The 12,018-nt window shown below is 51.1% G+C and carries 12 protein-coding genes; 2 read left to right on the top strand and 10 right to left on the bottom strand.

All coding sequences use genetic code 11. From position 1 onward, the window contains the following. Positions 1-443: 443 nt before the first annotated feature. The 6 genes from NG653_RS07285 to NG653_RS07310 form a co-directional block, all read right to left on the bottom strand. Positions 444-1,379 carry a transporter gene (locus tag NG653_RS07285; protein ID WP_252741034.1) on the bottom strand — a complete coding sequence of 312 codons (936 nt, stop codon included), beginning with the start codon at positions 1,377-1,379 and terminating at the stop codon, positions 444-446. 205 nt (positions 1,380-1,584) lie between these two features. Next, positions 1,585-2,388 (bottom strand): bestrophin-like domain, encoded by an 804-nt coding sequence (locus NG653_RS07290; RefSeq protein WP_502206361.1) that lies wholly within the window; start codon positions 2,386-2,388, stop codon positions 1,585-1,587. Positions 2,389-3,031: 643 nt separating this feature from the next. Then, complete coding sequence (locus NG653_RS07295; protein ID WP_252741036.1) at positions 3,032-3,610, bottom strand: hypothetical protein; 579 nt, start codon at positions 3,608-3,610, stop codon at positions 3,032-3,034. A gap of 164 nt (positions 3,611-3,774) precedes the next feature. Next, positions 3,775-4,647, bottom strand: coding sequence for a M55 family metallopeptidase (locus NG653_RS07300; protein WP_252741037.1), 873 nt, complete (start codon positions 4,645-4,647; stop codon positions 3,775-3,777). A gap of 218 nt (positions 4,648-4,865) precedes the next feature. Continuing rightward, on the bottom strand, positions 4,866-5,615 hold the full coding sequence (locus NG653_RS07305) for a DUF6090 family protein (protein ID WP_252741038.1): 750 nt from the start codon (positions 5,613-5,615) through the stop codon (positions 4,866-4,868). Positions 5,616-5,795: 180 nt separating this feature from the next. Then, positions 5,796-6,221 carry a VOC family protein gene (locus NG653_RS07310; protein ID WP_252741039.1) on the bottom strand — a complete coding sequence of 142 codons (426 nt, stop codon included), beginning with the start codon at positions 6,219-6,221 and terminating at the stop codon, positions 5,796-5,798. Between the two features lie 433 nt (positions 6,222-6,654). Here NG653_RS07310 and NG653_RS07315 point away from each other — a divergent pair, with 433 nt between their 5' ends. Beyond that, on the top strand, positions 6,655-7,371 hold the full coding sequence (locus tag NG653_RS07315; RefSeq protein WP_252741040.1) for a hypothetical protein: 717 nt from the start codon (positions 6,655-6,657) through the stop codon (positions 7,369-7,371). 296 nt (positions 7,372-7,667) lie between these two features. Here the strand turns inward: NG653_RS07315 and NG653_RS07320 are convergent, their stop codons facing one another. After that, positions 7,668-7,838: a DUF6747 family protein gene (locus NG653_RS07320; protein ID WP_252741041.1), complete on the bottom strand. Its 171-nt coding sequence runs from the start codon at positions 7,836-7,838 to the stop codon at positions 7,668-7,670. Positions 7,839-8,156: 318 nt separating this feature from the next. Here NG653_RS07320 and trxA point away from each other — a divergent pair, with 318 nt between their 5' ends. Continuing rightward, the gene (trxA, locus tag NG653_RS07325) at positions 8,157-8,519 is read left to right on the top strand and encodes a thioredoxin (protein WP_252741042.1); all 363 of its coding nucleotides are present in this window, start codon (positions 8,157-8,159) and stop codon (positions 8,517-8,519) included. 108 nt (positions 8,520-8,627) lie between these two features. Here trxA and NG653_RS07330 read toward each other — a convergent pair whose 3' ends face one another. The 3 genes from NG653_RS07330 to NG653_RS07340 form a co-directional block, all read right to left on the bottom strand. Continuing rightward, positions 8,628-9,074, bottom strand: a complete 447-nt coding sequence (locus NG653_RS07330) for a GNAT family N-acetyltransferase (RefSeq protein ID WP_252741043.1) — start codon at positions 9,072-9,074, stop codon at positions 8,628-8,630. Positions 9,075-9,395: 321 nt separating this feature from the next. Next, positions 9,396-11,063, bottom strand: coding sequence for a gamma-glutamyltransferase (gene ggt / locus NG653_RS07335; RefSeq protein WP_252741044.1), 1,668 nt, complete (start codon positions 11,061-11,063; stop codon positions 9,396-9,398). A gap of 64 nt (positions 11,064-11,127) precedes the next feature. After that, positions 11,128-12,015 carry an MBL fold metallo-hydrolase gene (locus NG653_RS07340; RefSeq protein WP_252741045.1) on the bottom strand — a complete coding sequence of 296 codons (888 nt, stop codon included), beginning with the start codon at positions 12,013-12,015 and terminating at the stop codon, positions 11,128-11,130. Positions 12,016-12,018: the final 3 nt, after the last annotated feature.

Below are 12,018 nucleotides of genomic sequence, written 5' to 3' on the forward strand. Positions count from 1 at the left end.
CTCATCGCCTGCTTGCCAGGCGATAGCTCCCGTCCCCGGGGTTTTCAGCTATCTGGTACGTATTGGGGGTCAGAGCGGGCGGTCATTTCCATTTTTACCCCGTTCGGTCAGGACTCGCGAAGTTCCGCAGGAACGAGCAATTCCCGTCGCTGCGGTTTTCGGTTTTCGGGTACGTGTTGGTGTAAGTAATACGGGCAGTGTTTTCCATATTCACCCCGTTCGGTCAGGACTCGCGAAGTTCTGAAGGGAGGGTGAATTTACATCCAGGGTACTTTAACCTCTTAATCAAAGCCCGCTTGCAAATAGGAGGTCGCCAGACCAGGAGAAGAAGCCCGGTGGCGGTAGCCCGCGGGACCAGACTTATTTTTATCAGCCGTTAGCCATTAAACACCGCTCTTAGTGTACGTTAAGAACCATCACATTCATGTTCGCCCGGGGGATGACTAAAAACTAATAAACCAGGACAAATTGTAATTATTCGTGCTGGAGCCGATATCCTGCAGTGTTTCAGATCGGATGTACGCAAGCTTCAATCCTTGTCTTTTGGCAATCAGGAAACTATAAGAAGCCGCAACGAGAAAATTGGAACGAAAATCTCCATTCGGCTGCCGGTTGATAAGAGATTCCCCTCCCAAACCATAGCCGGTACTCAGGGACAGCCAAGCGCCTCCCTGAAGCTGTTTTACCAAATGGGATTGTACGGCAAATGTAGGCCGCTGATCCCGCTCGGCATTATTAAAAAAGTCAGGATTCCGGGTGTATAGAAAAACAGAACTGGTTAGTTCAAATGACCAACTGCCCCAGTAATGCACCATCCCCACCTGAGGTCTGAATACAAACCGGTTGTTGCCCAGGTTTAATAGCTTATCTTCAAAATATTCCCCAAGGGGGACCGTGATGGCTAAGGATACCCCGAAAGTAGTGTAGGTCGGGTTTTCCAGCCTGTATTGTTGCAGTTCCAGGGCATTGCCCGCCGGGGGGCCGGTCAGCAACACCGAAGCCCGTACCCTCGGATCTGCAAACCCGGTCCTGTTTACCTCCGCAGGTTCCCCACTTAACAACCCGCTCCAGTCTGCAGCGCTAAAGGGGACCAACAGGCTAATACTTCCAAACCTGTCACCGATCTTTAGGGGTTGGGCAAATGAGACTGCCATAGAGTGTGCTTTGATTTTAACATTTTCTGCCTGCAGCAGCGGATCAAAAAAAACATCTCCTGAGGTAAATGAATAACCGGTCCCCAAAACGTGGGTGCCCAGGGGGATCGGGCTCCACCGTCGGGGCTCGATATCCTGGGAAAACGTATTTTGATTAAGCAGAAATAAAATGGCAACAAAGCAACCTGCTTTTGCAATAGCAGATCTTCTACAGGAATGGGACATACGTTTGCCGTAATGGCTTTATTGGATTTTTAAACCAGTTATAGAAATAAGTAGATTTATAAAAGTAGAAAGAAACTCTCAAAGCATACCGGCAATGTATGCCGATTGTACCCAAGGGCCATTGAAAATGGATGGTAGGAATCCCCTTTTCGAATATCTTCACGTGATTTCCATTTTGCAACCGTCCCTGGGGGTAGCCCGCCCGCTATGGAGTTTTGGAAAGCCCAGGCGGGCCAATCTGCTCCTGCAGGTCGATAAGTGGAGTTTGGTCTACGATGAGAAAACCACCCTGCGGACGGTCGATGTCGACCACCAGGGAGATAACAGCGCCCAGGACGATGATCATCAAAACCGCCGTGGCAGAACTTCTTCGCTGCATAAGGCCCGAATTATACCCCATCGCCGCCAGTGTCAGCAGGGAACCGGCAATTAGCAACACGAGTATTGTATGGGGTACCCGTGAATAAATACCGGCCACGATTCGCGTTTCGTGAAGGTCGATGGTCTGGTTGAGTGATTCAATGAAGAGGGCCAGTACTTCGGATTCGGGATTATTCCGGGCCAGTTCCTCGGCTATGGACCAGAGTTCTTTATGGATTTGGGAAGCCCTGGCTATCCGCTCACTAATGTCCCCCGGATCGCCTGCGATGATGCGCAAGGGGACATACTCCCGCAGCAAATCCTGAACTTCCAGCGAGGCAGGTTCCGGTAGATAGCCTGCACGCAGGTAGGTAGTCCCGATAGCGTTCGCCTCTTCCAGTACTATGCTGCGGCGCCTGTCGAAACGATCGGCAGCCATCCCCATGGTGATGGCAAGCAAAAATCCCATCAAGGCCAACAGGGACCCTACGATCATGGCAGTGGGCCCTTCCTTTTCATCTTTAGTTCGATTCTGTAACCAGTGGCCGAAACGATATCCAACCTCGCCCACAAATAGCGCACTGATTAAATAGATTCCGAAGAGCGCACCTATTGGCAGCGAATCAAGTGTAGTCTGAAAGTTGATCATAAATAAATGATGCTTAGGTAATAAAACGAATGCTTGAGGGTATCAATACGCTCATTTTGGTTTCAAATCCCGTTCCTGCCAGAGTACACGCACCGCTTCGCTTTGCATTCAAAGCAGTCGCTGTCCGGTCAGATCAAAAACCATATCAAATATACAGTGTTTACCCTCCCTTTTCATTGTTATTCTTTTTGCGATGCCCACACCCAACTGCTTCACCGTCGTTGAACATCTCGCGATGCCAAAGCGGGTCCGGTATCGCATAAAAAAGGATCCTTTTTTCCTGACCAACAACTGTTTTGCCCTGCCCAAAATTCGGAAAATCCGCACGGGCCTAAGGCCAATATCGAAGGGTTTGTATATTTTTTATAATCCTTGTCATCGAGCGCTCAGGGTGGGGTTTCCCGGGTTGTCTCGCGGGGTTCCCTGCACCACTAAGCCGGGCCACAGGTATGGATCTTCTTGACTAGTACAAAATACCTTACCCACTTTCCGCCCGGGATGCGGGCGGTCATTTACTTTTTCACCCCGTTCGGTCAGGACTCGCGAAGTATCGCAGGAACGAGCAATTCCCGTCACAGTGGTTTTCGGTTTTCGTTGGGAAAAAAATGGGTAAATTTTGAAGATTGGCCCTGGTCTTTCGGCGTTACTTCGCTTTACCCGTCAAGTAACTTTTATTCTCGTCCAGGAACTTTGAGTACGACTCCATAAGCGTCTGTTCCCCATCAATCACATCCCCCAGTAGGAAGGCAAATTTTGTTTTTACCTCACCGCCTCCATCGTTAATGTGGTCATAGGCGAAATCGGAAAACCTTTCGATTTTATTGGTGAGAAGGGTTGTCTTTAACTCAATGTCCAATAACTGTGAGATGAGTCCAAAATCAAGGAGTTCGGCCTTGTTGGCAATAAAAAACCTCAGGCTTACATTTTTGATGGATGCCACTTGAAACCCGCCTGCATTTGACAGGAATTCACCCAGGGTCGGTCCATCTTCACCAAATTCGTTTTCCAGTTTTTCATAAAGCCTCAGGTGCCTTTCCAGGACCGTGTCAATCTCGCTTTGACTCAACTTGATTTCATTTTCGATAGCCAGCAACGTCTTTTTTACGTACTTCCTGTTGTCTGATTTCTCTTTGTAATTGCCTATAGAAACCGCAATTAATACCCCGATTACAACGATGGTGATTTCCTTTACAAAGTATACAAGAGGGCTATTGTTCTTCATGATCCATGATTGGCTTACCTACAACCTGCGCGGAATGTGCATTCTGCACAAAATTCCGGTTTTAGCCCTAAGATAGCAAATCCCCTAATCCCTGTCTGAGATGCCGGGAAAAGGCGGCAGGATGTAACCCGCCAGGGCATATCCACCCCAAAAACCTTTGGGGGTTACCACGACAAATATTTGTAGACAATCCGGATCAGCCGATAGGCTTCATCCATGTTTTTTGCCTGGTACGATACGGTGTACCCATCCACGCGTTCCATGCCCGGGATGCCCATGGCCACATCGGCGAGAGCCGGGGAGCCCACCTTAATCACAAACCCTATGGGGTTATTTACCGCAAAGGCCTGCGCTTTATGGAGTTCCTTAAGGGCTGCGGTGGTTTGTTCCCGAAGGGCATTTTTAACCCCCTCCGGATGTTTTAGTTTGGCAGCACTGGCACCAATGGCTTCCTTGGTGATTACGGTTCGCACCGTAATTAACTTTCCAAGCTCCTCCGAAAAGGCTTTATCGCCACTCCCCAGGATTACCGGCACCCCCAGGGCTCCCGCGAAGAACGTATTCAATCCCGCTTCGCCTACTTCCGTCCCGTTGAGCCATAATCCCTTTACCGCCCCTGAACCGGTATGCGCCAAAAACCCGTTTTCCGTGCCGGCCATGGCGTGGTATCCCAGGAGTATGACCCCGTCAAAGGTATCGTCCAGCCCCTGGACCATCCCCAGCGGCTTGATGTTGCTCTGGATATATTCGACCCGCGGGTCGAGCTCGGTGTGCAACAGGTTCTGCATATCCCCGTGGCTGTCGTTCACCACTACCGTTGCAGGCCCCAGGGCGTAGATGGCTTCAACCACGGCATTTACTTCATCGGTCATCAGCTTCCTGCCCACGGCATAATCCTTTCCGTCGCGGGTTACCATTTGGGAGGTGCCAATGCCCCCAATCCCCTCCATGTCAACGGAGATAAAGAGTTTAACGGGCTTTTCCTGTGCATTGGAAATGGCGACGAAGAGAAGCAAGAGGGATAGCAGTTTTTTCATGGGCTTTGGTTTTAGGTAAAGATTGAAAGGCGGACGGGTCGCTGCTTCGATTTCCTGTTTCACCCCGCGAAGGTCACCGTACATTTTTTCCAGAAGATTCCTTGCGATAAATTTAGACAATCATGGCTAAAGCAAACATGCTTTCACACTATCAATATCCCCAAAGGCAGGCAGCCCTGCGCGGAAGGCCATGCCGGGTCATGCCCCCGCGACCTTCCCTATTCCTCCCCCAGCTCTTCCCTGATCCTTTGATGCAGGCGGGCATTTTCTGACAGGAACGACTCCCAGTTCCCAATTAAGATGCTGCTGTTGGCTCTCCGCCAGATCAGGAGTTTATTAAAGTCGGGGTTTTCCAGCAAAGCCGTTACGCTTAAGGGTTCCAGGTGCGGGTTCACAGCGTTCATGACAAATTGCACCGCCTGTCGGGAAGATCCCACGATATCGAGCAACTCCGGGACGATCTGCGTGGTCTGGTAATGATCGGTGATTTTGTCTTCAAGGTTGTTTTTGGCCCTTTTGTAATAGGCAAAAATGTCGCTGCGCAACGAATCGTCGAGCAGGGTCTGCAAGGTTCCTGTGGAAACCGCTTCATCAAACGTACCCGTGTTGGCATTGAAAACACTGCTCGCCCCAACGGACTCGCTTTTCTCGAACACCTTCATCACCGCCGCTTCATCATTCGCCAGCAAAATGGAAAAGAGGGTATCAATATCCTGGATGATGTGTTGCTCCCGTAAAATCAGTTTTTGAAGCAACAGGGAATCCTGGGTCAGGTCGCTGGAGAATTTCTGCAGGTTTCTGGATTCCACCCCCCGGTCCTTTTTGTACTGCTGGTGATCGTTAATGGCCAGGGCGATGAGAATCCCTACCACCACCAGGAAAATTTCACCCAGGGCATACAGCACATATTTGCTGAATTTGTTTTCGGCGAGTAACCGCTTTCGGATAGTCCTGAAGAATTTGAGCATGGGTTCAGAGGTTGGCCAGGGGTACTTCTGGGAAGTTTCCGCCCAGCAGGTCCAGGGATCGTTGCAATGAACTAAATGTAAGGATTTTATTCCGGGGAGGGAGGTCAGAGAAAGGTGGGCGGAAAGGTTGGTTTTTTTACAGGAAATTTAACCGGGTATATTTGGGGCAAATACCGGACTTTATCCAGGGTCCCAGGTACCCGCATTTTTATTCTTCTCCCCTGGTTCCAGCAGGTCCCAGAGGTTGCCATACAAATCTTCAAACACTGCTACGCGCCCGTATGCCTCTTCCTTCGGAGGCCTCACAAAATGTACATTCCTGCTGACCATTTTGTTATAATCCCGCCAGAAATCGTCTGTGTAAAGGAATAAAAAAACCCTTCCTGCGGATTGGTTTCCTATGCTGTTTAATTGTTCCCCGTTGGCTGCTTTTGCGAGCAACAAACAGCACTCTTTCGCTCCCGGAGGGGCAACAAGGACCCATCGTTTCTTTTCATCAATTTTGGTGTCTTCAATAAGGTTGAAATCCAATTTTTTGGTGTAAAAATCGATAGCCTCGTCATAGTCCCTGACTAGCAGCGTTATGTGCGCGATGTGCTGTTTCATTCGGGTTCCTCCATTACAGGTAAGGGATGTGTACAGGGCACTGTGCACTTTACCCAACTTGTTCTCCCAAGATAACAAATGCCCCCTTTCTTTTGCAGGAAATTCTTAAAGTCCGAAGCTAAGGCCGGTAGTTTTATCCGAGTGCTGTCCCACCAATAGGATAAACCTTCATTAGCCTCGTCGGTAAATCCCACAACTTTTCCCTCTCTATCCTACTGCCGTTTTTCATCAATTAAATTTAACCCCGACTACGGATTCCCGTAAGTAAAGTCCTTAAGGCTATTTTACCTTAAGGGTCTGGAATAAAAAGTAGGATTTCTTTTAAAGGGTGAAATCAGAAATCTAAAATCATCAGAGCTGGGGAGTAATTGAATTGTTTGGGAGTTAGATGTTTTTAAGGAATTGTTTGCTTCACTAAAGATCAATAGATAGTATGAGCTTATTTTCGGATAAAGAGTTAGGTGTTGAGCAAACCCAAAAACTTAATCAAATTCTTCCAGAAGGGTTTAAAAGGCCTATTTGGAAAATGAGTGATTTTAAGGGTTCAGATAGTCTTTATCAAAGATTTTCATCCAATCTTAAGACCATGGTCAATATTTCAACTGATCTGGAAAAGAAGATAAAGAAATTAAAGAAGGAAATTTCTACAGTAGAAGCCTCTAACATCATAATTTTTAATACGGAGTTGTATGATGCCAGGCCTCTGGGAATGGTAGATGTTGGTATTGTTGAAAAATTTGGAGCACCTACCACAGGCGATCGTTTTGCAGGAGGTGCAATAGGGTATGCCATTGAATCGGCTATCGATGATGCCTATATAAAAAGCAGCATTCAAGAACAAGCTGTAAATAGGGTGAAATTTGAATTGTTGAAGAAGGCCAGGGCAATTTATCCAGATTGTAATTTGCTTTTCAAGTTTCAGGTTGACTTTAGAGAAATGGGTTCATCGGGTAATGTTTTTATCTATATGCGGGGGACTGCTGCCAAAGGAGAAAATCAACAATTGGATCGAGCTATAGCAGAATCTGTTCAGGACATAGAAAAATTAGAGAGGGACTTAAAGGTAAAAAAGGCGGAAATCGAAGAATTGACTGAGATTAGGAATAAAATCCCCAGGGATAAAAATCAAATCACAGAACTTTTGGGTTAAAGCGTTTTAAGGGTCCATTTGAATTTAAAACCGGAAGGTTTTTTCACGGTATCCCCTTCTTCCCTTAAAAGGTATTACATCAACCCCTTCCCCCCCACTAGCTCTCACCCCCAACAAAAAAAACCCCTCTTCACAGAGGGGTTCATGGCACAGGATGGTGTTTTAAAGTCAGATCCCAAAAACCAGGACCGCGCACAGATAGCCCATGTAAGCCAGCATTGCACTTCCGATTCCCAACAGAAGGTCTGTGAACTGAAGGGTCCTGATCGTATTCATAGTGTCTCGTAAAAGGGTCCTCAATCAAAAGCAAATCCGGTGGCTACCCGGAAAACAAACGCGTATACCACCACGCAAAACAAGATGAAACTAAACCAGGCGAAGGCCTTGAAAAAGTTTTTGGTGATAAAGTGGCCCAGGTTCACAAAGGCTTCCTGGTAAATGTTTTTTATAAGTAGAACTGTTTTCATCAAGAACAGATTTAGGGGTTTTTGCTGGGGCTAAGTTCAGGCAGGCTTCGTATGTGGGATTGAAATTTGGATCACGGCACTCCAACTTCAGATAAAATGCATTTCAGCGGACGGTTATCGGAAAATAAAACCACTTTACGGATTCCCGTAAAATTGCCCTTGAGGGCTAAAACGGATTTTTTTCCGGTTGAATGGCAAGGGGTAAGGCAATCGCTTCCCTAAAAGGGGCACCCGGCGGCTGTTCCCCCGCTTTTGTAACCTGGGTTACTCGCGCCTCCGGGGCACTTGCCTATCTTTGCTGTATAAAATTTAACCCGTATGCCTACCGTAAAACTTACCGCGCAGAAATTCAAGGACGAAATCTTTGATTATACCACCCAGAAGGAATGGGACTATAAAGGGGCCAAACCCGCCATTATCGACTTTTATGCCGACTGGTGCGGGCCGTGCAAGATGGTTGCGCCCATTTTGGAGGAACTCAGCGACGAAAACCCGGAGATCGTGATCTACAAGGTCGATACCCAGGTGGAACAGGAACTGGCAGCAGTGTTCCAGATCCGCAGTATCCCGAGTATCCTGTTTATCCCCCTCGACAAGCAACCGATGATGCAGGCCGGGGCGTTGCCCAAACACGTGCTGGAAGAAATCATCCAGAAGGAATTGCTGACATCTGTATCGTAACTGCCGAAACGCGTCAGAACATAAAACCGGGCCTTGGGGCCCGGTTTTTTTTATGACTGGCACAGCCCATCCCCAATGCTCGCTGCAAAAGGGTGTTTAACATAGCTTTCAGGGCTTCCTTTTGAGGTCTAATTCAAAAATCATGGAATCCCTATCAGGGTAGGAGTACCCTTTTGGAATGTTTTCTCTGGGGATTTCGACAAACCCTTGCTTTGCATAAAACCGGTGGGATGCTTTGGCTATGGACGGTGAGTCCAGGAGGATTTTTTCCAATCCTAAACGGGATGCCCGGGCCCTTAGCTCGTTAAAAAGGGTCAACGCGATTTTTGGGTCTTTGCCTCGAAATGCCCGTGCTACAAACAGTTTCCTCAGAATCCCGTATTCCGGGTTTAATTTCTGCAGCCCGACACAGCCGACAATTTTGTTTTCACAGACAGCGGTCCAAAACCCACCACCCTGGTAAAACCGGGAGGTGTCCATCAAATCGGGCTGCCCTTCTCTTGTAAACCCAAGCCCGAATTCTCCATTTTGGATTTGCAGGACAAATTCTGCCAATTCTTCTTGTTGGGCGGGCTCAAACGGTTGAAAGGAGATCATGTTAGCATTTGAAAGAGGGTCCGGCTAAAATAAATATAGTGGTTTTCCAACGCCTGGACGCTTTTGACCCCAATTAAAATTAGGGGTCGTTCTTTACGGGAAGCGAACCTGAATCGCACCCGAAGGGCAGCATTCGGAAACCACCGCTTTTGATCGGATTGGGCCTTTTGGCCGATGGCTGCCCGCATGTTTTAAAAATCCAGGCCTTAAGGACGCGTTAACCAGCCCGGGCCATGCCCTGCCTTTGCCCTTGCTCCACAGGTTTTGTATTCCGCCGCCTCAGTACCCTGCCGCCTGCCCGTCCTTCCGCGATTCGGAAGCCCCGGTGTACACCTGGTTGGTGAGGTCCACCCCAATGGCCTGGTAGCCCCCGAAGATGCCGACCGCCGTGGAAATCCGGTGGCCTTTCTTGCGTAGTTCGCGCACCGCTTTGTAGTCGAAGCCGCTTTCGAGGTTCAGGGTGCCCCCATTGGTCATCACCGAACCCGTGGGCTGTGAACTGCCGCTGTGCCGCATGCGGGGGGCGTCGCCGGCTTCCTGCAGGTTCATCCCGAAATCCACCAGGTTTACCACCACCTGGGCATGGCCCTGGGGCTGTACGGCCCCGCCCATGAGCCCGAAGCTCACCCACGGTTTGCCGTTTTTGGTAATAAAGGCCGGGATGATGGTGTGGAAGGGGCGTTTCCCCGGCTGCAGGGCATTGGCGTGGCCGGGGTCCTGCACGTTGAACATCTGCCCGCGGTTTTGCAGCACAAACCCCAGGCCGTCGGGCACCATGCCGGAAGCAAATTCGGAGTAGATGCTCTGGATGAGCGAAACCATGTTCCCGTCCTTGTCGGCCACCGTCAGGTAGGTGGTATTGCCCGTTTCGATTTCCAGGTCCCCCGCCGGAAAGCTGTCAGCTGCCCGTTCCGGATCGATCAGGGCGCGCCGGCCGGCGGCATAGTCGTCCGAAAGGAGTTCGGCCAGGGGGATGGTGTTGAACTCCGGGTCGGCATAGAATTTAGCCCGGTCTTCATAAGCCAGCTTTTTGGCCTCCGTAAGCACGTGCAGGTACTCCGCGCTCCCAAAGCCCATGGAGGCGATATCGTACCCCTCCAGGATGTTCAGCATCTGCAGGGCAGCAGTCCCCTGCCCGTTGGGGGGCAGTTCCCAGACGTCGTACCCCCGGTAGTTGACGCTTATGGGGTCCACCCAGTTCGAGGTATGGGCAGCCAGGTCCTGGTAGGAAAGCAGCCCCCCGTGTTGTTTCATGTACCGGTCGATGGTGCGGGCAATATCGCCCTTGTAGAAGGCATCCCGCCCCCCTTTGGCGATCTTCTCGTAGGTGTTGGCCAGGTCGGGGTTTCTGAAGACCTCCCCTTTGGCCGGGGGCCGTCCCCCGGGCATATAGGTGGAGGCAAACCCGGGCTGGTCTTTCACCGCCTCGTAGTTGCTGGCCATTTCATAGGCGATCACCTCCGAGACCGGGAAGCCCTCTCGCCCGTAGGCGATGGCCGGCTGCAACAGCGCTGCCATGGGGAGCCTGCCGAATTTCTCGTGCAGGGCGAACCAGCCGTCCACGCAACCGGGGACGGAGACGGGAAGGGGCCCGTAAAAGGGCACGTATTTCATGCCGCGCTCCATAAAATATTCGATCGAAAGGGATTTCGGGGCCCTCCCGCTGCCGTTGAACCCATAGAGCTTTTCGGTTTTGGCATCCCAGACGATGGCGAAGATATCGCCCCCGATGCCGCAACTGGCGGGTTCCACCAGCCCCAGTACCGCATTGGCGGCAATAGCGGCATCCATGGCGCTGCCCCCTTGCTTCAGAATGTCGAGGGCGGCCTGGGTGGCCAGGGGCTGGCTGGTGGCGGCCATGCCGTTTCGGGCCAGCACTTCGGAACGGGTGGTGAAGGTCTCCCCGGTAAGCCGGTCCTGGGCCAGGGCGTGAAGGGAAAGTGACATCATTATAATGCAGGAAAACAAGTTTCTCATGGTAAAAGGATAAGGAGGTTAACAGTCAGGGACACTACTCTTGCCCCAGGCTGCGGTAAATAGCGGTAATAATCCCTTCCGGGCCGATAAACCCGGTGCCGAACCGGGCATCCCATTCTTTGGAAAGGCCCATCGCCAGGGTTTCCTCCAGCGATTTGCCCCCGCTGCGGGCCGTTTGCACCCGGGCGCGGAGCGTCTCCACCATATCGCGGTAGGCGCTCAGGTCGTCGCGGGTGGCCACGGGGCCGTGGCCGGGGATGATACGGGTCTGTTCATCGACCAGCAGGAGGGCCCGGTTCAGGTTGCGCACCAGCCCATCGATGTTTCCCCCCGAATTCAGGTCGATAAAAGGGTACCCCCCGTTGGAGAAATTGTCGCCCATGTGCAAGACGTTGTCCTGCGGGAAGTACATGTAGGAATCCCCGTCGGTGTGGGCCGCCTCCACGTGCATCACGTGCAGGGTGCGCTCCCCGTCGAGATGGAGGGTAAGTTCGTCCGTAAAGGTAATCTCCGGCAGGGCTTCCAGGGGCGATGCCGGCCGCACCTGCCCGTTGCGCTCCGAAGGGCTGCCCAGGCGCCGGCGGACCGCCTCGTGGGCAATCAGCACCGTGCCGGCCTTCCCGAAGTTTTCATTCCCCCCTGTATGGTCGCCGTGCCAGTGGGTGTTGACCAGGAATTTCAGGGGTTTGTCGGTGAGTTCCCCGATAGCCGCCCGGATCTTTTCGCTCAGGGGGGCGTACTGGTCGTCGATCAGGTAGGCCGTGTCGTCCCCCAGGGCCAGGGCCATGTTCCCTCCGGCCCCGAAGAGCACGTAAATTTGGTCGGCCACTTTTTCGCTGCGGATTTCCACGGCGTCAAAGTTGGGTTGTCCCAGGGCAACGAAAAAGGTCAGGGAAAGCAACAGGGTAAGGAGGCGTTTCATGGG

Origin of the sequence: Robiginitalea marina (assembly GCF_024006985.1) — a bacterium.
Classification (GTDB): Bacteria; Bacteroidota; Bacteroidia; order Flavobacteriales; family Flavobacteriaceae; genus Robiginitalea; species Robiginitalea marina.

Excerpts from the sequence above, each read along its gene's own strand:
- NG653_RS07295 (WP_252741036.1), bottom strand. The coding sequence starts at position 3,610 with ATGAAGAACAATAGCCCTCTTGTATACTTTGTAAAGGAAATCACCATC.
- ggt (WP_252741044.1), bottom strand. The coding sequence starts at position 11,063 with ATGTCACTTTCCCTTCACGCCCTGGCCCAGGACCGGCTTACCGGGGAG.
- trxA (WP_252741042.1), top strand. The coding sequence starts at position 8,157 with ATGCCTACCGTAAAACTTACCGCGCAGAAATTCAAGGACGAAATCTTT.
- NG653_RS07305 (WP_252741038.1), bottom strand. The coding sequence starts at position 5,615 with ATGCTCAAATTCTTCAGGACTATCCGAAAGCGGTTACTCGCCGAAAAC.
- NG653_RS07315 (WP_252741040.1), top strand. The coding sequence starts at position 6,655 with ATGAGCTTATTTTCGGATAAAGAGTTAGGTGTTGAGCAAACCCAAAAA.
- NG653_RS07285 (WP_252741034.1), bottom strand. The coding sequence starts at position 1,379 with ATGTCCCATTCCTGTAGAAGATCTGCTATTGCAAAAGCAGGTTGCTTT.
- NG653_RS07300 (WP_252741037.1), bottom strand. The coding sequence starts at position 4,647 with ATGAAAAAACTGCTATCCCTCTTGCTTCTCTTCGTCGCCATTTCCAAT.
- NG653_RS07340 (WP_252741045.1), bottom strand. The coding sequence starts at position 12,015 with ATGAAACGCCTCCTTACCCTGTTGCTTTCCCTGACCTTTTTCGTTGCC.
- NG653_RS07310 (WP_252741039.1), bottom strand. The coding sequence starts at position 6,221 with ATGAAACAGCACATCGCGCACATAACGCTGCTAGTCAGGGACTATGAC.
- NG653_RS07290 (WP_502206361.1), bottom strand. The coding sequence starts at position 2,388 with ATGATCAACTTTCAGACTACACTTGATTCGCTGCCAATAGGTGCGCTC.
- NG653_RS07320 (WP_252741041.1), bottom strand. The coding sequence starts at position 7,838 with ATGAAAACAGTTCTACTTATAAAAAACATTTACCAGGAAGCCTTTGTG.